The organism is Pseudomonas sp. GW821-FHT07G10 (assembly GCF_059418545.1).
This window is the reverse complement of the sequence record NZ_JBWKQB010000021.1, coordinates 1-19,025: the sequence shown is the minus strand read 5'-3', so window position 1 is coordinate 19,025 and position 19,025 is coordinate 1. Positions and strand designations below refer to the sequence as shown.

Below are 19,025 nucleotides of genomic sequence, written 5' to 3'. Positions count from 1 at the left end.
GGCCCCTATAATCGACAGCACATAATTCTTCGCCCCGGACTCGCTCCGGGGTTTTGTTGTTTCTGTCGAGTAACTGCCATGTTTTTGTTTGTCTTCGAGGTTTTGCGGTGATCGCCACACGGCGCAGCGCCGATGGTTTTGCCCTGCAAGTGATGCTGGGTCTGTGCCTGATCTGGGGCGTGCAGCAGGTGATGATCAAATGGGCGGCAGCGGACATCGCACCGGTCATGCAAGCGGCCGGACGCTCTGGAATCTCCGCGGTATTGGTCGCATTGCTGATCTTCTGGAAAGGCGGTTGGGAACAGGTCGGCAGCACCTGGCGGGGCGGTCTGCTCGCTGGCAGCCTGTTTGGCCTCGAGTTTCTGTTCATTGCCGAAGGCCTGAAGCTGACTACCGCGGCGCATATGTCGGTGTTCCTCTACACCGCCCCCATCTTCACCGCGTTGGGTGTGCACTGGCTGTTGCCGAGTGAGCGACTGCGGCGGTTGCAATGGCTGGGGATTCTCCTTGCGTTTGTCGGCATTGGATTCGCGTTTGCCGGCGGTTTGTCGTTGGACAACCTTGATAAACGGATGCTGTTGGGGGACGCGATGGGTGTATTGGCCGGGGCGGCTTGGGGCGCGACCACAGTAGTGGTGCGTGCTTCACGTTTGTCAGAGGCCCCGGCGACCCTGACGCTGTTTTACCAACTGATCGTAGGCTTCGTCGGTCTGCTGGTGATTGCCGCCCTGAGCGGGCAGATCAGCCATGTCAGCCTGACCACGGTGGCTGTGGCCAGTGTGCTGTTCCAGGGCCTGGTGGTGTCGTTCTTCAGTTACCTGACCTGGTTCTGGCTGTTGCGTCGCTACCTGGCGGCGAATCTGGCGGTGTTCTCCTTCATGACGCCGTTGTTCGGCGTCACGTTCGGCGTGGTGCTGCTGGGTGAGCCACTGAGTTTCAACTTCGTGGTCGGTGCCGTGCTGGTGTTGCTCGGCATCACCTTTGTCAGCGCAGAACAGTGGATGCGGCGTCGTTTGCGCAAAGCTCTCGGGCAATGACCGGGCGCAACAATAGCCCACCCCCCAGCAGCAACCCGGTACCGGCAATCATTAACCCTGGTTGCAATCCTCCACTGAAATGGCTGCTCAGCGCTGCCAGCAACGGCCCGCTGAGCTGACCCACGGCGAAACAGGCCGTCAGTAGCCCGGCGTTGCGTTGGGTGTTGTGGGGGGCCAGTTCCCGTGAGCGTTGCATCACCAGTTGCATGCAGGCCAAAAACGGCGTGCCGCACAGGATCACACCCAATGCCAGCCCAAGACCGTTGCCCAGCAGGCAAGCGAACACCCCGGCGGCTTGCAGCCATAAGGTCGCAATCAACCAATGCCGGGTGGTATTCGGGTTGTATCGACGCAAACTGACCAACACCACGCCAATGGCCGCGGCCAGGCCGAAGCACGGCCAGAACAGGTCGGCCTGCCATTGCCCGTGAAAGTGCGCGCTGGCCATTTGCGAAAGGAACGTCGCGGGAATGATGTAGCCCAGACCGTATAAGGCGTAGATCAAACCCAGCCGGGGAATTGCGGCGTTGCCCGAGGCCACGGTTGTGGGCGCCGCGGTCATGCTGGCTGCCGGTTGCGGCAGGATCGGCAGAATCACCAGCAGCATCAGCAACGCTACACCGGCATACACCAGCCACAGCGTGGCCGAACTTTGCCCCATCAGGTTCGAGCCCAGTGCCAACAATCCCGTAAGAAAAATCCCCAACCCTGGTCCGGCAAATACCAATGCCCCGAGTCGTGGACGCCCGGCTGCGACGGCCAGCGGCTGACTCAGCGCAGTAATCATCACCAGCACCCAGGCGCTGGCCACGCCGGTGCCGAAGCGCAGCAGCAGATGCGACCAGAAACCCGTGGCCCAGAACGAAGCCAGTGTCAGCAGTACGCATAACCACAGACCGCCGAGCAAACGGCGACGAACCTGCTCAGGGCGGCGGGCGAACATCGCGTCCACTGCGCCGATGAAGTAACCAAGGTAGTTGGCCGCAGCGATAAGCCCGGCGGCGGTCAGATCGATCTGACCTTCGCTGATCAAGTGCGGCAACTGCGGGGTCAGGGCGAAGCGGCCAATTCCCATGGCCATCATCAGGGCGATAAAACTGGCCAGTAAGCGAATCAGAGGTGACATGGTCTGGATTCCTGCAAAGGAGCAATGACCGTCAGGCTAAGACTGATTGACTTTCTTTAAAAATGAATAATAGTGAGTAACTTGTTCATTTTTGGAGAAAGGTGTGGAGTTCAGCCAATTACGCATCTTCCAGGCTGTTGCAGAGGAAGGTTCCATTACCCGGGCGGCCGATCGGCTGCATCGGGTGCCGTCCAATCTGTCGACCCGGCTCAAGCAGTTGGAGGAGCAACTGGGCGTCGAACTGTTTTTGCGTGAGCGTCAGCGCTTGCAGCTTTCACCTGCGGGTAAAGTCTTGCTGGACTACACCGCGCGGCTGTTTGCCTTGCACGACGAAGCCCATGCGGCGGTGCAGGGTGGTCAACCGGCCGGTGACTTCGTGCTGGGCACCATGTACAGCACGGCTGCGATTCATCTTCCAGCGTTGCTGGCGCGTTATCACCGCACCTACCCGGCGGTGAACCTGCAGGTGCAATCCGCTCCCAGCGGTGAGCTGCTGGAGGGCTTGCTTGCCGGTCGGCTCGATGCGGCACTGGTGGACGGCCCGCTGGAGCTGGCCGGGCTCGACGGTGTACCGCTGTGCGAGGAGAAACTGGTGCTGATCAGCGAGGCTGATCATCCGCCGGTACGCAGTGCCCTGGATGTGCAAGGGCGTTCGGTGTTTACCTTTCGTCAGGGCTGTTCTTACCGGATGCGTCTGGAGGCGTGGTTTGCCAATGATCACGCGGCCATGGGCCGGGCGATGGAGATCGAGTCGTATCAGGGGATGCTGGCCTGTGTGATTGCCGGTTCCGGTGTGGCGTTGATGTCGGAATCGATGCTTGCCAGCCTGCCAGGGCGAGAAAGCGTGGCGGTGCACCCGCTGGCCGAGCCGTTCGCCAGTGCCACCACCTGGCTGATGTGGCGCAAGGGCATGGTTGGCGCCAACCTCAATGCCTGGATTGAGCTGCAACAGGCGGCCAGACCGGTTCAGGCGCTGGAAACCCGGGCCAGCGCCTGAGTGTTTCCCAGCACATTCGAACTAATTCTGTAACAGTTCATTGTCATACCGGGCGAGCATTGCGTAGGACTTCGGACTATTATCTGTATGAAGCGGCTACAGAATCCCGGTCGCTCAGCACTACCCTGAAGGGGGCACCATGAAAGAGAAACTACAAAACTGGCTCCACGACCTCGGTGTTGCTCTCGGCCTGATTGAACCGCCTCTGCAACCCGTGCCAGTGCGCACTGACGACGAGCAGCGTCGGCGCCAGCAGCGCAGGTAAATGATCGATGGCTGAGCCATCCTGCGCACTGCGCAGGAACCCCTGCATCATGCGAAAAAAAGGCCCGGCTTCCTGCTGACTGATCAACGGGAACCAGGCCAAAAACCTCATTTGTTAAAAGCGCGGCTTGATGGTCTTCCATTCAGGTTTGTAGCGCTGCGTCTGTTTCACGCCGTCGCGCTGACGAATCCCACCGCCTGATTTTATGACCGCTTCACGCCCCGAGCCTTTACACCAACCCGGCGTTGCCAGCAACGCGGACATTAGTGCCGGGAAATCTCCAGCAGAAACCGGCACAAGTCATTGGCCGTGGTCGCGCTCTTGAGGAGCTGATCTTCCTCGCTGGTAAACGCACTCAGCTCAAACTCGTCCTCCAGGCGGAAGATAAGGTCCTCGATATCCTGTTTGTCCAACCCCAACTGCTCCAGGCTCACGCTGTCATCGAAATCCTCGTTGCCATCCAGCAGACGACTGATGAAGCGATGCACGGCATTACGAACGGCTGCTCTTTTCATGGTCATTCCTCGCGTGGCTCAGGTACAGCTGGTCAGGAGGGAAGGAATGACTGGCGGCGTTTTTTCCAGGAGTGAACCCGGGGGGAGGGGGCGGCGATTTCAGGGCCGGCGGTTCTTCGATGGGGCGGCAGATGATTGATTGTGTTTCAGTGCCGTTCATACACACCTCTGGCAAGGGGAGGTTGTCGTTGTTTTTTGGCCCGTCCGAGGGGTACGCGATAGCTGTCATAAATGACGTTAGCGATCCTTGTACCATCTTCCTGCAAAAACGGCAGTCGCTAACTGCCAGTACAGCACACATTACTCATGCTGACGGTTCCACTCATCTATCAGTACGCGCAGGCGCTCTCCTGAAAAACTCGGGAAGTGTCCGCCGTGCACGGTGCGGATTGGCAGTTCGCGCAGTCGCTGAAGGCTTTTCGCGTAGTCCTCGAGATTGGAGTGGTAGGCGTTTTCGATCAACGGACCGTCATAGATGATGTCGCCGCTGAACAGCGTGCCGGTGGCCGCCTCCCAGAGGCTGATACCGCCCGGTGAATGGCCGGGTGTGTGCAGCACTTGCAGTGTGCGGTTACCGAGGTCGAGTACGTCGCCTTCTTCGATCAAACGGGTGGCGGGCGCAGCCCTGACCCGGTATTCGGCGTAGCACAACGGGCAATCCGGATGGGCTTCAAACATGTCGTCGCCGACGAAGGCGGTGGCCAGGGTGTTGTCACCATCGGGCTCGGCGAGGATTTGCGCTTCAGCCGGGTGGACCAGGCGTTCGGGGAATTCGTGATGGCCGGCAATGTGGTCGAAATGGCAATGACTGGCCACTGCCAGCAGCGGTCGTTCGGTGAGCCAGGGTAATTGCTCGCGCAGGCTGACCAGCCCGGAGCCGCTGTCCACCAGCAGGTCTTTGTCGCGGCCCTGGATATGCCACAGGTTGCAGCGGTAGAAGGGGCGGATATACGGCTCGTGGATCAGGCGCACACCGTCGCTCAGGGTTTTGACTTCGAACCATTGATCGCGGCTGACGATTTTCATTGGGGGCTCCTCAGGGGGGAAAAACTTCAGGCGAAAAAAAAAGGGTACGGCAACCGACGCCGTACCCATCGAAGAAAAAGGTAAACCGTTGTTACGCTCAGATTAGATCGCGTTGGCCACTGCCACCGGGCGAGGGGACAGCAGGCTGACCAATACGAAGCTGATCAAACCTACCACCAGGCTGTAGTAGATCGGCGTGTTGGCATCCAGACCGTCCTTGACCATGAACGCCAGTGCAGTGACAAAGCCCAGACCCATGCTGGCGATTGCCCCGGCGGTGGTCGCACGTTTCCAGAAAATGGCACCCATCAGCGGGATCAACATGCCGCCCACCAACAGGTTGTAGGCCAGGGTCAGGGCGCTGATCACGTCGTTGACCACCAAGGCAATACCCAGCACCACGATACCGGTCAGCAGGGTGAACAGACGGTTGATGCTCAGGCTCGACTGTTTGCCGCCGCGCAGTCTCGGCAGCAGGTCTTCGGTCAGGGTGGTGGAAGCGGCCAGCAGTCCGGCACTGGCGGTGGACATCATGGCCGCCAGCGCTGCGGCGATCACCAGACCGCGCAGACCGTCCGGCAAGGACGCTTTAACGATCGCTGCGAAGGCATTATTGACGTTGTCCAGATCTGGCAGCAGCACGTGAGCGGCCATGCCGATCAGGGCGCAGGCCAGGCCGTAGGCGATGCAGTAGAAACCGGCGAAGGTACCCGCGTATTGCGCGACTTTCTCATTTTTGGCGGTGAACACTCGCTGCCAGATGTCTTGGCCGATCAGGATCCCGAAGAAGTAGATCAGGAAGTAGGTGATGATCGTGTCCCAGCCGATGGTGCTGAAGCTGAAACTGGACGCTGGCAACTTGGTGACCAGCTCATCCCAACCGCCGACGCGGTACAGGCAGATTGGCAGCAGGACAAACATCAGACCGACAGTCTTGATCACGAACTGGACGATATCGGTCAGGGTCAGCGACCACATGCCACCGATGGTCGAATAGACCACGACCACGCCACCGCCGAGCATCACCGAGATCCAGAACGGCAAGCCGAACAGCACTTGCAGCACGGTACCGATGGCGAGGATCGAGGTCACGCCGATCATCAGCGCGTACGCCAGCATGATCACTGCGCTAGCCTGACGGGCCATCGGGTTGTAGCGTTTTTCCAGCACTTGGGTGACGGTGAAGATCCGCAGCTTGAGCAGCGGTTTGGCCAGGAACAGGTTCAACGCAATGATGCCACAGCCCAGTGCGGCGCAGAGCCAGAAGCCGGAGATCCCGTGGACGTAGCCCAGACGCACGGTACCGACCGTCGACGCGCCGCCGAGTACGGTAGCAGCCATGGTGCCCATGTACAGCGTCGGGCCAAGGTTACGACCGGCCACCAGATAGTCTTCGTGGGTCTTGGCCTTGCGCATGCCGTAATAACCGAGCACCAGCATACCGGCGGCATAAATGAGAACAACAAATAAATCCAAAGCCATTACAGCGTGTCTCCGATTGTCTTTTTTATGTGGAACGTAATCGAGCACTGCAGGAGCAGGGGGGGCGCCTAGCTCTTGCCCGCGAGAAGGGAGGCGCGGTACTGCACGCCAACCGCGTTATCGTTCATCGCGGGCGAGCCTTGCTCCTACAGGTAGGGGGGCTTAATCAGGCTGCTTGTCCTAGTTCAGGTTTGGCGCGCGAATCCGTGCGCTTGTTGCGTGGATCGTTCGGTCCGAAAACCAGTGTCGGCTCCGGGAACAGGCTCAACAGCGTCAGGTACACCAGCGAAGCCAGACCCAGGGTCACCGGCAGGCTGATATCGATGCCGCCAGCCAGATTGCCCAGCGGGCCGACGAACTGCCCCGGCAGATTGACGAAGCACAGACCGACCATTGCGCTAGGAATCCAGGCACCCAGACCACGCCAGTTCCAGCCGTGCTGGAACCAGTAGCGACCGCCCTGTTCGCCACGGGTGAAGACTTGCAGGTCATCCGGGCAGTAGAAGCCACGACGCACCAGCAGACCGATGATCATGATCACCATCCACGGGGTGGTGCAGGTGATGATCAGCACGGCGAAGGTCGATACGCTCTGCACCAGGTTTGCCGCAAAGCGTCCGATGAAGATGAAGGCAATCGACAGCACGCCAATCAACAAGGTCGCCTTGACTCGCGACAACACCCGTGGGAACACGCTGGACATGTCCAGCCCGGTGCCATACAGCGAGGTGGTGCCGGTGGACATGCCGCCGATCACTGCGATCAGGCACACCGGCAGGAAGAACCAGCTCGGTGAAACCGCCAGCAGGCCGCCGACATAATTGTTCGCCGCAATGTAATCCGGTGCCTTGATGGCAACGATGGTCGCGGTGGCAAGGCCGAACATGAACGGAATCAGCGTGGCGATCTGCGAGATGATCACCGCCGCCATGATCCGGCCTTTCGGGGTGTCCCGCGGGATGTAGCGGGACCAGTCGCCGAGGAACGCGCCGAAGGAAATCGGGTTGCTCATGGCCACCAGCGCTGCACCGATAAAGGCTGCCCAGAAACCTGGCTGGCCGAGGCTGACGCTACCGGCAAAGTTAATGTCGAAAGGCCCTGCGAAGGCGAAGATTCCCAGCAGGAACAGCAGGCTGGCACTCCATACTGCGATCTTGTTGACCCACAGCAGGAAGCGGAAACCGTAGATGCATACGGTCAGCACCAGGATCGCGAACAGACCGTAGGCCAGGGCCAGGGTCAGGTCGTTTTCCGGAACGCCGATCAAGCGCTTGGCTCCGCCGATCAATGCATCACCCGAGCTCCACACCGAAAGTGAGAAGAAGGCGATGGCGGTCAGCAGCGACAGGAATGAGCCGACGACCCGACCGTGCACGCCGAAGTGCGCACCGGAGGAGACCGCGTTGTTGGTGCCGTTGATCGGACCGAACAGGCCCATCGGCGCGAGGATAATCGCGCCGAACAGTACGCCCAGCACAATAGCCCAGACGCCAGCCTGAAAGGACAGGCCGAACAGCACCGGGAAACTCCCGAGCACCGCAGTAGCAAAGGTGTTGGAGCCACCGAAGATCATTCGAAAAAGATCGATGGGCCTGGCGGTACGCTCATGGTCCGGGATCTGTTCGACCCCGAAGGTTTCAATAGTGCTGATGCTTTGTTCTTTGTTGTTGTTATTCATGATCTGCTCCGATCATCAAGGCGCGCTCATCGTGCGTGAGCGTCACCTGTGTTGGCTAAGGGGAGGGCAGTCTTTCCGGCATTGCGGACAAATGTTCGTGGCAGGCCAGCCAACGGCCTTGTTCTTCTTTGCGAAACCCCTGTTTTTTAAAAAGAATGGTTTCGCGTTCCTGGCTAAAAAGTTGCTCCCCTTGCATGCGCAGCTCGGTGGCGACGTCATGAATAAAAATCGCCACATCACCCTGCAGGCTGACGAAGGCGTTGCTCGAGGTGCACGAAAGCACCTCGAAGCCATCCTTGCGGCGCCAGTTGTCCCACAAGGCCTGGTAAGCATCGCGCGACAGCAATGGCGTTTCGAGGGTGTAGAAAACGAAGCTGGCATCGGCGCTAAACGCGCCGAAGTAGGCTTCGCGATCGTTGCGGGCAAAGGCCGACACCAGTTCTGCGGCGGCTTCCAACACCTGATCACGTTCGCTCATGGTCATTCCTCAGCGGTGGGTCACACCTGGCAGTACGCAGAGCATTTCGTACAGCAGGTTGGCGCCCAGCAGCGAGGTGTTGCCGGTGGTGTCGTAAGGCGGCGAGACTTCTACCAGGTCGCAGCCGATCAGGTCGAGCCCTTGGCAACCACGAATGATCTCGATCGCCTGGATGGTGGTCAGACCGCCGATTTCCGGGGTGCCGGTACCAGGTGCCCAGGCCGGGTCGATGCCGTCGATGTCGAAGCTCAGGTACACCGGACCGCCGCCGACTTTCTCGCGAACTTCAGCCATCAGTGGCGCCAGCGAGTGGTGCCAGCATTCTTCGGCCTGAACCACACGGAAGCCCTGTTTACGGCTCCAGTTGAAATCTTCAGCGGTGTAGCCCTGAGCCCGCAGACCAATCTGCACCACGCGGTCGCAGTCCAGAAGGCCTTCTTCCACGGCGCGACGGAAGGTGGTGCCATGGGCGATCTTCTCGCCGAACATGTGATCGTTCACATCGGCGTGGGCATCGATATGCACCAGACCGACCTTGCCGTGCTTCTTGTGAATCGCACGCAGGATCGGCAGGGTGATGGTGTGGTCGCCACCCAGGGTCAGCGGGATAACGTTGTGGCTGAGGATATCGTCGTAGGCTTCTTCGATGATGCGCACGGCGTCCAGCAGGTTGAAGGTGTTGATCGCCACGTCACCGATGTCGGCAACCGACAGCGAGTCGAACGGCGCGGCACCGGTGGCCATGTTGTACGGGCGGATCATCACCGATTCAGCGCGGATTTCACGTGGGCCGAAGCGGGTGCCGGCGCGCAGCGAGGTGCCGATGTCCAGTGGGACGCCGACAAAAGCAGCATCGAGCCCTGCCGGTGATTGCAAGTGGGGAAGTCGCATCATGGTGGCGATGCCGGCGAAGCGCGGCATTTCGTTGCCGCCCAGTGGTTGGTGAAATATTTTGTCCACGGGATAAGCCTCATCGTTGTTTTATTTGTCAGGAGGCGATTGTGCAGAAATGTAGTGAACGGGAAGAATCGCTACTGGCAAATACTTAGTTCAGATTTTTCTAAACTAATGGTTGGTTGGGGATTAGACTTGATCGTTCCCACGCTCCGCGTGGGAATGCCTCCCCGGACGCTCCGCATCCAGTTCCCACGCGGAGCGTGGGAATGAGCTTTGAACACATTTTCCAGGTGGAGCCCCCATGGCCAACGCTTTACCCGACCTGAAACTATTGCGCATCTTCGTCAGCGTGGTGCGGCATCAGGGGTTTGCCAATGCTCAGCAGGAGCTCAACCTGTCGACATCGGCCATCAGCACTTACATGAGCCAGCTCGAAGCGGCGTTGGGCCTGGTGCTTTGCCATCGCGGCCGGGGTGGTTTCAGCCTGACCAGCAAAGGTGAATTGTTCCATCAGGAAACCCTGCGCCTGCTCGGCGAACTGGAAGGTTTCGAACAATACGCCGCAGCGCTCAAGGGCGAATTGCGTGGCACCCTTAACCTGGGGGTGATCGACTCGACCGTCAGCGACAAGGCCCTGCCGTTCGCCGAAGCCATCGGTGCCTACAGCCAGGAACACCCGGCGGTGCATTTGCACTTATCGGTCATGAGTCCCTATGAGCTACAGCTCGGGGTTCAGGACAATCGTCTGGACCTGGCTATCGGTGCGTTCTCGACTCGCATGAGCGGGCTGGTCTATATGCCGCTGTACCGCGAGCAGCACTGGCTGTATTGCAGCAATCGCCATCCATTGTTCACCGAGCGACGTATCCCGGAGCAAGTCATCACCCAGCAACGCATGGTCGGTCGCGGTTACTGGAGCCAGGCCGAACTGGCTCGCCACGGCTTCAAGCACAGTGCGGCGACGGTGGAAAGTATGGAGGCGCAACTGATTCTGGTGCTATCGGGTGCCTATATCGGCTATCTGCCGGAGCATTACGCCCAGGCATGGGCCGACAAGGGGGATTTGCGCGTGCTGCTGCCGGCGACCTTCGGCTATCAGGCACCGTTCTCGATGATCGTGCGCCGTGGTCGCAGCCGCGAACCGCTGATCCAGACCTTCCGCGACTTGCTCAAAGCCCAGCTCAACCAGGCCTGATCGGGAGAACCTCATGTCCAGAAGCCAATGCGCCCGTTGCCTGCGCCCTGAAACCCACTGCCTGTGCCCGCTGATTCCGCAAATGGACAGTCGCACCCGAGTGCTGCTATTGCAGCATCCCAGCGAGGTGAACCATGCGCTGAACACCGCACGGCTGGCGGCGCTGGGCTTGAACAATGCCGAGTTGATCGTGGGGGAGGTGTTCGAGGATTTGCCCGCGTTGTTGAACCCACCCGGCTATCAAGCGCGACTGCTGTTTCCGGCGGATGATGCGCAACCGTTGCAAGCCTACGCTGGGTCGGATCAACCATTGCTGCTGGTGGTGCCGGACGGTACCTGGCGCAAGGCACGCAAGTTACTGCACCTCAATCCGTTGCTGGCGGCGCTGCCCCGCGTGACGCTGGCCGAGGGTTCGGTCTCCCGTTACCGTTTGCGCAAGGCTCCGGGGCCGGGGGCGTTGTCGACGCTGGAAGCGATTGTCCAGGCATTGCAGACCCTTGAAGCCCCGACCTCGTTCGAGCCGCTGTTGCGACCGTTTGAAGCGTTGATCGACGGACAGATTGCGGCGATGGGGGAGGAGACTTTTCGGCGTAATCATGGTGAAAGTAAGGGCTAAAGAGATTGTTCCCACGCAGAGCGTGGGAACAATCAAGAATACTACCTCTCGCGCATTGCCTCGGTCCTCGCTTTGAGCACTGGTTTAAGCAAGTAATCCAGCACGCTTTTCTCGCCGGTGATGATGTCCGCGGTGGCGACCATGCCGGGGATGATCAGCAGCGGTTTGGCTTCGCCGCCCAGATGGTTTTTGTCGGTGCGCACCTGGATCAGGTAGAAGCTGTTGCCCTTGTCGTCGGTGATGGTGTCGGCGCCGATCAGTTCGAGTTTGGCGCTTAGCCCCCCGTAGATGGTGTAGTCATAGGCGCTGAACTTGACCATGGCTTTCTGCCCGGGATGAAGGAATGCCACATCCTGCGGACGGACCTTGGCTTCAATCAGCAGGTTGTCTTCCAGCGGCACGATCTCCACCATGTCGCTGCCCGGCTGGACCACGCCGCCGATGGTGTTGACCTTCAATTGCTTGATCACACCGTGCACCGGCGAGACCACGGTGGTGCGGGTCACCCGGTCGTCGATAGCGATGCTCGACGCGGTGATTTTCGACAGGTCGGTGCGTTTTTCGTTGAGCTCCTTGGCGGCGTCCGACCGGAAGCCTTGCACCGATTCATCGAGCTTGCTCTTGATCTCGTTGATTGCCGATTCAGCCCGTGGGATGGCCAGGGTGGTGGAGTCCAACGAGCCGCGAATCTCCACCGCACTGCGTTTGAGTCGAAGGATTTCCACCGGCGAAACCGCACCGGTCCCCACCAGCGGCACCGACATGTTCATTTCCTGTTGCAGCAAAGCCAGGCTGGAACTGAACTGGCCCTGTTTGGAACGAAACTCCGCTAACTCCTGGGTTTTTTGCCGAAGTTGTTCCGTCAGTGTGCGTTGCTCGCTGGCCAGGCGGCGTTGCCGTTGTTCGAACAGCGAGCGCTCGTCTTCAGCCACTTGTGGGGCTTTGGCGATGACCTCGTCGGAGAGCTTGAAAGGCCGACCCTCGGCTTCGGCAGACAGCCGCTCGACCTTTGCGATCAAGGCAAAGCGTTCCGCTTCGCTCTCGCCCTTGTTGGACAGAAACCGTGTGTCATCAAGGCGCAGCAGCGTATCGCCCTTGTTCACTATTTGCCCTTCACGCACGAAGATCTCGGTGACGATGCCGCCCTCCAGATTCTGGATCACCTGAACCTTGCTCGACGGTATGGCCTTGCCTTCACCTATGGTGACTTCTTGCAGCACGGCGAACCTGGCCCAGATCAGCGCGGTGATGATCAGCGCCGCGGCGATCCACACCGTCATCCGCGACCGGCGCGGCGAATCCTGCAGCGATGCTCCGCAGATGTCGGGCATGAATTCGCTTTCTGCGCTTTTGCTGAAGCTGTCGAAATAGCCGCGTGAACCTTGTGAAGCAGACATGGGCGACTCCTGGGGTCCGTTGACGTTTGGTGGCGAACCGCGTTGCTGTGCCAACTTGTGCGAGGCAAGGCGCGGGATGCCGCTAATGGTTGTTCCCTTGGCAAATCCCGCAACGCAGCCTCGCGCAAGTGGGTTCCCGTCGCGGTCGTCACCAAGCGTCAACAGACCCTAGACAGCCGCAGAGCCGACATGGCCCTTGCGCAGTGCATCGATGACCGCTTCTTTCGGACCGTCCGCGACGATCCGGCCGTGGTCCAGCACCACCAGCCGATCCACCAGACTGAGCATCGAGGTGCGGTGGGTGACCAGCAGCAAGGTCTTGCCCTGAACCCACTTGTGCAGGCGTTGGCGCAGAACATCTTCGCTGCTGTTGTCCATGGCGCTGGTGGGTTCGTCGAGCAACATGATCGGCGGGTCGAGCAACAACGCTCGGGCCAGCAGCACCATCTGACGCTGGCCGCCGGACAGCAACTGGCCGCGTTCACCGACGGGGCGATCGAAGCCTTGAGGGTGTTGACGGGCGAGGTCGGTGACACCGGTCAGTTCGGCCACTTCGAGCATCCGCGAGTCGCTGATATAGCGGGCGCCGAGGGTCAGGTTGTCCCGCAGGCTGCCGGCCAGCAGCGGCAGGTCGTGAGCGACATAACCGATTTGCTGGCGCAGGTCGGCGACATCCAGTTGCCGCAGGTCGAGACCATCGAGCAACAGTTGACCTTCTTCCGGTGCATAAAAGCCCATTGCCAACCGCGCCAGGGTACTTTTGCCCGAGCCGCTGCGGCCGATGATGCCGATTCGTTCACCGGGTTTCATGCTGAAACTGATATTGGCCAGGGCCGGTGTGTTTTGCCCTTTGTAGCGGAAGGTCACCTGGCTGACATCGAGCCCACCCTGCAATTGAGTGCGCTCCAGCGGCCGCTGTTTGGTGTCGCGCTCTTGCGGCAGCGACATCAGCGTGTCGGTGCTGCGCATGGTCAGTTGGGCTTGCTGATAGCGGGTGATCAGCCCGGCGATTTGCCCCAGCGGAGCCAGTACCCGACTGCCGAGCATGTAGGTCGCCACCAGGGCGCCGACGCTGAGGTTGCTGGCGATGATGCTGTAGACCCCGGCGACGATGGTCGCCATGCCGGAGAATTGCTGAATGAACAATGTACCGTTGGTGGCCAGCGCCGACAGGTTACGCGCATGGCTGTCCAGTCGGGTCAGTGCGCCGTGGATGCTTTCCCATTTGTGCTGGCGTTCGCTTTCGGCGCTGCAAGCCTTGAGGGTTTCCAGACCACCGAGGGTTTCGATCAGCAGCGCCTGGCGTTCGGCGCCCAGGCTCAGGCTTTTCTGCACAGTGTCGCGCAGGTGTAGCTGAATCAGCATGGCGACGAGAATTGTGATGGGGAAGGCCAGCAATGGAATCACCACCAGCCAGCCGCCGAGCAAGCCGATCACCACCAGCATCAGCACGGCGAACGGCAGGTCGATCAGGCTGGTCAGGGTCACGGCGGTGAGAAAATCCCGCAGGCCCTGAAAGTCGTGGATACTCTGGGCAAAGCCGCCGATGGTCGCAGGCTTCGCCTTCATCGACATACCGGTGATGCGCTCGAACAAGGTGGCGGAAAGGATGATGTCGGTTTTCTTCCCGGCCTGGTCCAGCAGGTGGGCGCGGACTACCCGTAGCACCAGTTCGAAACCGGTGCCGATCAGCAGCCCGATGGACAGCACCCAAAGCGTCGAAGTCGCCTGATTCGGTACCACGCGATCATAGGTCTGCATAACGAACAACGGCACCATCAACCCCAGCAGGTTGATCAGGAAACTCGCCAGAATCGCATCGCTGTACAGCCAGCGCGACAGCTTCAGGGTGTCACGGAACCAGGCTTCGACCCTCGGCACCAGTGGTGTGCGCAAGTCTTCGAGTTCATGCCGTGGCCGGGCAAACAGCGCCTGGCCGCTGTAGTCTTCGGCCAGTTCTTCACGGCTGACCCATTGTTCACCGCCCTCGGCTTCGCTCGGCAGGATCAGCACCTTGCCATCGTCGCCCCAACGCCGCAAGACCGCGCATCGGCCATGTTTGAGAATCAGCAGCACCGGCAGGTTGAGTGCCGAGATAGCCCCCAGCTCTCGGCGCAGTAAACGCGCCTGCAAGCTGGCCCGCGCTGCGGCACGCGGTAGCAAGTCCAGGCTCAGGCGCTGCTGGGGCAGCGGTAATCCGGCGCTCAGGCTGGCGCGGCTGACAGTGCAGTCATGCAGTTTGCAGAGGATCAATAATCCGTCCAACAGCGGGTCATCAAAGCTCTGGCGCGGATCGACACCAGAGTTTGCAGGTTCCATGCTGGTCAAATTGAGCTCTCCTTTACCTACTTCATTTCTGGCAAACGGGCTTCGCTTCTCACTTCTGTTTGTGCGATCGCTTCGGCAGGCACCACTACTTTTTCTTTGTTCAACAACTGGCCCATGTTGGCCAGAACGCGGTACATGGAGAACTCTTCGGTGTAGCGCACTTCGGTATAGCGGCGGTTAGCGTTGTACAGCTCGTTTTCGCTGTCCAGCAGGTCGAGCAGGGTCCGTTGGCCAAGGCCGAACTGGTCCTGATAGGCGGCCCGCACACGGGTGGTGGTTTCGGCGTATTCACGGGTGGTCGGGGTTTGTTTCTTCGCGTTGACCATGGCGTTCCAGGCCAGCGTGATGTTCTCGTTGAGCATGCGCAAGGCGTTGTTGCGGATGTCCATGGCCTGGTTGATTTTGTGTGCGTCCGATTGCAGGCGAGCTTTGTCACTGCCGCCTTTGAACAGGTTGTAGTTCATCACCACGCCGACCCGCCATTCGTTGTCGTGGCCCTTGTCGCCTTGAATATTGTCGTTGGCACCGACTGCTGCTTCGGCATCGAAGCGTGGATAGAACGGTGACTTGGCAACCTCGTACTGGCTCTCGGCGGCATGAATGTCAGCCTGGGCGGATTTCAGGTATGGGTTGTTCTCCAGCATGCTTTTCCGCGCATCGGGCAGAGTGGTGGGGACTTCGCCTCTGATCGAGGGGAGGGTTTCCAGCTCATCGGGCATGCGCCCGACCGCGCTGAAGAAATTCGCCTTGGCATCGGCCAGGTCGGCTTCTGCAGTATCGAGGTTGTTTTGCGCCAGTGCCCGACGGGCGCTCGACTGATCGCGGTCAGCGTTGCTGCCCACGCCGCGTTCGGTACGCAGGCCGATCTGATCGTTGACTCGCAAGTGCGCCTGCAGGTTGTTCTTGGCCAGGGTTACCAGTTCACGGCGCTTGAGAACTTCGAGGTACACCTCGATGGTGCGCAATGCCAGGCTTTCGGCAGTGCCACGAGTAAAGTAAGCCCGGGAGTTGACCACTGATTTGGTCCGCCCGACTTCATTGGTGGTGTTGAAACCATCGAACAGCATTTGCCTCAGACGCAGTTCCGACCGGGTGTAAGTCAGGGTTTCAGTATTGTGATTACCCAACGAGCGGGTGGAGCTGTTGTCGCTGAAGCCGCGCCCGTAAGCGGCATTCAAATCGACGGTAGGGTAGAAGCCCCCTTTGGCAACTTTCACGTCCTCATCGGCAGACAGGCGATTGTTCTCGCTGGCATGCAGTTCCGGATGGTTATCCAGTGTGCTCTGAATCGCTTCGGTCAGTGACATTGCGTGGGCCTGATGTGAACAAGCCATGGCCAATAAAATCGCGCTGCAGAGGGGGTTCGAAACGCCCATAGTCCCTGATCCTGATGGTACTTATCGGTCGCCAAATAATTGACGACCTTTATAGGTCAAACCGTTTCAGGTTTGTAACGGAGAGCTAAGAACATCCTGGAGAGCAGCTAAGAAGAATTTCTCATAAAGCCTATGTCAAAAAAAAAACTTATGCGCTCTGCTAAATCCAGCACGTTGTTCAAACCGAAGGCCCCCTTGATTTATTCGCTCCAGGGGCTTTGGCGGTCTGAAGGAAAGTTCAATCACTTTTTCAACATAGGGCGGGGAAGTGGTGGAGGGGATGGAACCCGACGTGCCTTGGTCGAGGGGGACCGCTTGTTTGTCGGGGATCAACTGGTCACCGGTGCCGAAGGCGCGGTGGTCGTGCATTTGCAAAATGGCCAGCAATTGCCCCAGGGACGTGACAGCAGCTTGCAAATGACCTCGCAACTGCTGGTCAGCGGTCCTCTTGGGTCTGCAGCGCCTCCAGGTCGTAAGGCGAGACTTCCTCTGGCTTGATCGGGTAACGCCAAACACCCTCGGCATCGGCAAAGCGCCAGAGGGGCGCGCCGTCTTCGGCCAGCACCACCCGGGCCAGATCATCACCGGGCAACTGCAGCGGGAACAGGCGGTCGGCGGACCAGGGCCAGCATCAAGAACAGGCAGAAGAACCAGCGCCGGTACAGACTCAGCCAGCCTACGCCGCCGTCTGGGTTTTCAGCTCATTCGAGCCGCGCCAGTGTTGAGTGCCCATGGCCCTTGCGACCCATTCGCCAAAAATAGATCGCCAGAATACCGACGCTATAGTGCCCACCTGTCGGAATATTGGCGCATTGTGCCTTTCCCTCCGGGTAACACCTTTACAACGCCTGACCCGACAGCTAAAAAAAATATCAAACTGATACCAGGAAAGGCCGTTTCCCTGAGTCAGTGCTACCCCAAGACACGGCCCCACCCAGCCATAATTTCAGGAGTCCCTTCCACATGGGTGCTCTCAGTTTATTGCGTGCCATGCGCTGCGCAGCTGCAGACTCGGCCCCACGTTTGCCCAACCTGTCCTGCGATCCGCTCCTCAAGCGCGGCGAACCTCTCCACCATCGCGATACCGGCGCCCCTCTGCCGGCAGCGCCCATCCCGGCAGTCGGCTGTCCAGCTGGCCGACGATGTCTGGCAGCCGCCTCGCACCGCTCCTGAACAACCTGAGCGGTACAACGGTACAAGAACGGGACTTCACCCCAATCGCCTCACAGACATCGGATGACGACATCGTGAATGGACAGAACACTGCGCCGGTTTGCTCCAGCAAGGAAGAGTCCGTTTTGTGGCTGTTAGCAGTCCGTAGCGATTCTTAAAAGAACTGGCATTCTCGGGAGAAAGACATGGCTACCACCACAACTACCAGCGGCGGAACCGTCACTTCGTTTTCCAACACGCCGCAAGCCCAGGATGACATCTTCACTACTGGTGTTATTGGCACGAGCAGCGTGACCATCACTGAAGATCTGCTAGCAGTCGTGTATCTGGATGTCATGTCCAATGACCTCGGCGGCAACGCGAAGACACTCTGGTCACTCGATAACGCGACCAGTGTTTCTACTGACACCAAGGTTTATGCTCCGGCCGACCTCCTGGTTCAAGACACAAGCAGAATTGAGGCAACGAGTTCTGACACCAGTATCAATGGTGCAAAGATCTGGATTACGTCGGATGGCAAGGTCGGCTACGACACCGCTGCCTTGTCGACTGCGTTCAAGGCACAACTCCAGGCGCTTGCTCTTGGCGAGTCCCTGACGGACAGCTTTACTTATGCGATTCGTCTCGGCAACGGCACGCTCAGTTGGGCCACTGCGACGGTGCAGTTTGCGGGGCGCAACGACGCACCGGTGGTGACAGGCACGGTAACCGGCAATGCCACCGAGGACGGGCAAGCCGTCACGTTGAACGCGCTAGCACACGCCTCAGATGTCGATCATGGCACGATACTCACTGTCGTTAATGTCCCGGCCTCTCTGCCTGCCGGCGTGAGCTATGACGCGACAACGCATTCTTTCACGCTTGACCCGACAAACGCTGCCTATCAACACCTCGCAGCGGGCGAGCCGATGACGGTGACGGTGAGCTTTGGTGTTACCGACGGCATTGCCACGACTCCCGAGTCGGTGTCATGGTCGATCACCGGTACCAACGACGGCCCGGTAGCGGTGGCCGATGTGGCCGCCGGTACAGAAAACCAGACGCTGACCGTCAACGTGCTGGCCAACGACACCGATGTCGATGACGGCCACGCGTTCACCTTGGTCAGCGCCAGCGCGCCGGCGAACAAGGGCACGGCCAGCGTGGTCGGCAACCAGCTGGTGTTCAACCCGGGGGTCGACTTCGACCACCTGGCGCAAGGCGTGGTCGAACACGTGACGCTCAGCTACAACATGACCGACGAGCACGGAGCGCCCGCCAGCAGCACCGTGGTGGTGACCATCACCGGCACCAATGATGCGCCGGTAGCGGTGGCCGATGTAGCCGCCGGCACGGAAAACCAGACCCTGACCGTCAACGTGCTGGCCAACGACACCGACGTCGACGACGGCCACCTGTTCACGCTGAACGCGGTCAGTGCGCCGGCGAACAAGGGCACG

The 19,025-nt window shown here is 59.7% G+C and carries 17 protein-coding genes and 2 pseudogenes; 7 read left to right on the top strand and 12 right to left on the bottom strand.

Features of this window, described 5'->3' with window-relative positions; translation table 11 throughout:
* Nucleotides 1–107 precede the first annotated feature (107 nt).
* Nucleotides 108–1,037 (top strand): DMT family transporter, encoded by a 930-nt coding sequence (locus AC07O1_RS21140; RefSeq protein WP_494994654.1) that lies wholly within the window; start codon nucleotides 108–110, stop codon nucleotides 1,035–1,037.
* Here AC07O1_RS21140 and AC07O1_RS21135 read toward each other — a convergent pair.
* Entirely contained in the window at nucleotides 985–2,163 is a 1,179-nt protein-coding gene (locus AC07O1_RS21135; protein WP_495089998.1) for an MFS transporter, read from the bottom strand. The two genes, AC07O1_RS21140 and AC07O1_RS21135, sit on opposite strands and share 53 nt — an antisense overlap.
* A 103-nt stretch (nucleotides 2,164–2,266) precedes the next feature.
* Between AC07O1_RS21135 and ptrR the strand changes: the two genes are divergently transcribed.
* Nucleotides 2,267–3,160, top strand: coding sequence for a putrescine utilization regulator PtrR (ptrR, locus tag AC07O1_RS21130; RefSeq protein ID WP_494994656.1), 894 nt, complete (start codon nucleotides 2,267–2,269; stop codon nucleotides 3,158–3,160).
* Between the two features lie 139 nt (nucleotides 3,161–3,299).
* The gene (locus AC07O1_RS21125; RefSeq protein WP_494994657.1) at nucleotides 3,300–3,425 is read left to right on the top strand and encodes a PA1414 family protein; all 126 of its coding nucleotides are present in this window, start codon (nucleotides 3,300–3,302) and stop codon (nucleotides 3,423–3,425) included.
* Between the two features lie 114 nt (nucleotides 3,426–3,539).
* Here the strand turns inward: AC07O1_RS21125 and AC07O1_RS21120 are convergent, their stop codons facing one another.
* The 7 genes from AC07O1_RS21120 to speB all read right to left on the bottom strand — a co-directional run bounded on the left by AC07O1_RS21120 (nucleotide 3,540) and on the right by speB (nucleotide 9,564).
* Nucleotides 3,540–3,689 (bottom strand): hypothetical protein, encoded by a 150-nt coding sequence (locus tag AC07O1_RS21120; RefSeq protein WP_495089997.1) that lies wholly within the window; start codon nucleotides 3,687–3,689, stop codon nucleotides 3,540–3,542.
* Nucleotides 3,689–3,940 carry an acyl carrier protein gene (locus tag AC07O1_RS21115; RefSeq protein ID WP_494994659.1) on the bottom strand — a complete coding sequence of 84 codons (252 nt, stop codon included), beginning with the start codon at nucleotides 3,938–3,940 and terminating at the stop codon, nucleotides 3,689–3,691. The genes AC07O1_RS21120 and AC07O1_RS21115 overlap by 1 nt, the downstream gene beginning before the upstream one ends.
* A gap of 300 nt (nucleotides 3,941–4,240) precedes the next feature.
* Entirely contained in the window at nucleotides 4,241–4,966 is a 726-nt protein-coding gene (locus tag AC07O1_RS21110; protein ID WP_495089996.1) for an MBL fold metallo-hydrolase, read from the bottom strand.
* Nucleotides 4,967–5,068: 102 nt separating this feature from the next.
* Nucleotides 5,069–6,448 carry a sodium:solute symporter family protein gene (locus tag AC07O1_RS21105; protein WP_495089995.1) on the bottom strand — a complete coding sequence of 460 codons (1,380 nt, stop codon included), beginning with the start codon at nucleotides 6,446–6,448 and terminating at the stop codon, nucleotides 5,069–5,071.
* Between the two features lie 166 nt (nucleotides 6,449–6,614).
* Nucleotides 6,615–8,126 (bottom strand): purine-cytosine permease family protein, encoded by a 1,512-nt coding sequence (locus tag AC07O1_RS21100; RefSeq protein ID WP_495089994.1) that lies wholly within the window; start codon nucleotides 8,124–8,126, stop codon nucleotides 6,615–6,617.
* 55 nt (nucleotides 8,127–8,181) lie between these two features.
* Nucleotides 8,182–8,604: a YybH family protein gene (locus tag AC07O1_RS21095; protein WP_495089993.1), complete on the bottom strand. Its 423-nt coding sequence runs from the start codon at nucleotides 8,602–8,604 to the stop codon at nucleotides 8,182–8,184.
* A gap of 9 nt (nucleotides 8,605–8,613) precedes the next feature.
* Nucleotides 8,614–9,564: an agmatinase gene (speB, locus tag AC07O1_RS21090; protein WP_494994664.1), complete on the bottom strand. Its 951-nt coding sequence runs from the start codon at nucleotides 9,562–9,564 to the stop codon at nucleotides 8,614–8,616.
* A gap of 238 nt (nucleotides 9,565–9,802) precedes the next feature.
* Here speB and AC07O1_RS21085 point away from each other — a divergent pair, with 238 nt between their 5' ends.
* Both AC07O1_RS21085 and AC07O1_RS21080 read left to right on the top strand, forming a co-directional pair.
* Nucleotides 9,803–10,696, top strand: a complete 894-nt coding sequence (locus tag AC07O1_RS21085) for a LysR family transcriptional regulator (protein WP_494994665.1) — start codon at nucleotides 9,803–9,805, stop codon at nucleotides 10,694–10,696.
* Nucleotides 10,697–10,709: 13 nt separating this feature from the next.
* Nucleotides 10,710–11,312 carry a tRNA-uridine aminocarboxypropyltransferase gene (locus tag AC07O1_RS21080; RefSeq protein ID WP_494994666.1) on the top strand — a complete coding sequence of 201 codons (603 nt, stop codon included), beginning with the start codon at nucleotides 10,710–10,712 and terminating at the stop codon, nucleotides 11,310–11,312.
* Nucleotides 11,313–11,353: 41 nt separating this feature from the next.
* Here AC07O1_RS21080 and AC07O1_RS21075 read toward each other — a convergent pair whose 3' ends face one another.
* The 3 genes from AC07O1_RS21075 to AC07O1_RS21065 form a co-directional block, all read right to left on the bottom strand.
* Nucleotides 11,354–12,709 (bottom strand): HlyD family type I secretion periplasmic adaptor subunit, encoded by a 1,356-nt coding sequence (locus AC07O1_RS21075; protein WP_495089992.1) that lies wholly within the window; start codon nucleotides 12,707–12,709, stop codon nucleotides 11,354–11,356.
* Between the two features lie 168 nt (nucleotides 12,710–12,877).
* Nucleotides 12,878–15,037, bottom strand: coding sequence for a type I secretion system permease/ATPase (locus tag AC07O1_RS21070; RefSeq protein WP_495089991.1), 2,160 nt, complete (start codon nucleotides 15,035–15,037; stop codon nucleotides 12,878–12,880).
* Nucleotides 15,038–15,054: 17 nt separating this feature from the next.
* Nucleotides 15,055–16,413 (bottom strand): TolC family outer membrane protein, encoded by a 1,359-nt coding sequence (locus AC07O1_RS21065; RefSeq protein WP_495089990.1) that lies wholly within the window; start codon nucleotides 16,411–16,413, stop codon nucleotides 15,055–15,057.
* A 255-nt stretch (nucleotides 16,414–16,668) separates the two neighbouring features.
* Between AC07O1_RS21065 and AC07O1_RS21060 the strand changes: the two are divergent.
* Nucleotides 16,669–16,848, top strand: a pseudogene (locus AC07O1_RS21060) (hypothetical protein); the annotation flags it as partial.
* A gap of 4 nt (nucleotides 16,849–16,852) precedes the next feature.
* Here the strand turns inward: AC07O1_RS21060 and AC07O1_RS21055 are convergent.
* Nucleotides 16,853–17,035 (bottom strand): annotated as a pseudogene (locus AC07O1_RS21055) (hypothetical protein); the annotation flags it as partial.
* 736 nt (nucleotides 17,036–17,771) lie between these two features.
* On the opposite strand from AC07O1_RS21055, the gene AC07O1_RS21050 reads away from it, so the two are divergent.
* On the top strand, nucleotides 17,772–19,025 hold a 1,254-nt coding region (locus AC07O1_RS21050; RefSeq protein ID WP_495089989.1), incomplete at its 3' end, for a cadherin-like domain-containing protein.

What these genes read in the sequence shown, in the direction of transcription:
- AC07O1_RS21115 (WP_494994659.1), bottom strand. Translation starts at nt 3,940, where the DNA reads ATGAAAAGAGCAGCCGTTCGTAATGCCGTGCATCGCTTCATCAGTCGT.
- AC07O1_RS21105 (WP_495089995.1), bottom strand. Translation starts at nt 6,448, where the DNA reads ATGGCTTTGGATTTATTTGTTGTTCTCATTTATGCCGCCGGTATGCTG.
- AC07O1_RS21110 (WP_495089996.1), bottom strand. Translation starts at nt 4,966, where the DNA reads ATGAAAATCGTCAGCCGCGATCAATGGTTCGAAGTCAAAACCCTGAGC.
- AC07O1_RS21125 (WP_494994657.1), top strand. Translation starts at nt 3,300, where the DNA reads ATGAAAGAGAAACTACAAAACTGGCTCCACGACCTCGGTGTTGCTCTC.
- AC07O1_RS21120 (WP_495089997.1), bottom strand. Translation starts at nt 3,689, where the DNA reads ATGTCCGCGTTGCTGGCAACGCCGGGTTGGTGTAAAGGCTCGGGGCGT.
- AC07O1_RS21135 (WP_495089998.1), bottom strand. Translation starts at nt 2,163, where the DNA reads ATGTCACCTCTGATTCGCTTACTGGCCAGTTTTATCGCCCTGATGATG.
- AC07O1_RS21100 (WP_495089994.1), bottom strand. Translation starts at nt 8,126, where the DNA reads ATGAATAACAACAACAAAGAACAAAGCATCAGCACTATTGAAACCTTC.
- AC07O1_RS21095 (WP_495089993.1), bottom strand. Translation starts at nt 8,604, where the DNA reads ATGAGCGAACGTGATCAGGTGTTGGAAGCCGCCGCAGAACTGGTGTCG.
- AC07O1_RS21075 (WP_495089992.1), bottom strand. Translation starts at nt 12,709, where the DNA reads ATGTCTGCTTCACAAGGTTCACGCGGCTATTTCGACAGCTTCAGCAAA.
- AC07O1_RS21080 (WP_494994666.1), top strand. Translation starts at nt 10,710, where the DNA reads ATGTCCAGAAGCCAATGCGCCCGTTGCCTGCGCCCTGAAACCCACTGC.
- AC07O1_RS21085 (WP_494994665.1), top strand. Translation starts at nt 9,803, where the DNA reads ATGGCCAACGCTTTACCCGACCTGAAACTATTGCGCATCTTCGTCAGC.
- AC07O1_RS21065 (WP_495089990.1), bottom strand. Translation starts at nt 16,413, where the DNA reads ATGGGCGTTTCGAACCCCCTCTGCAGCGCGATTTTATTGGCCATGGCT.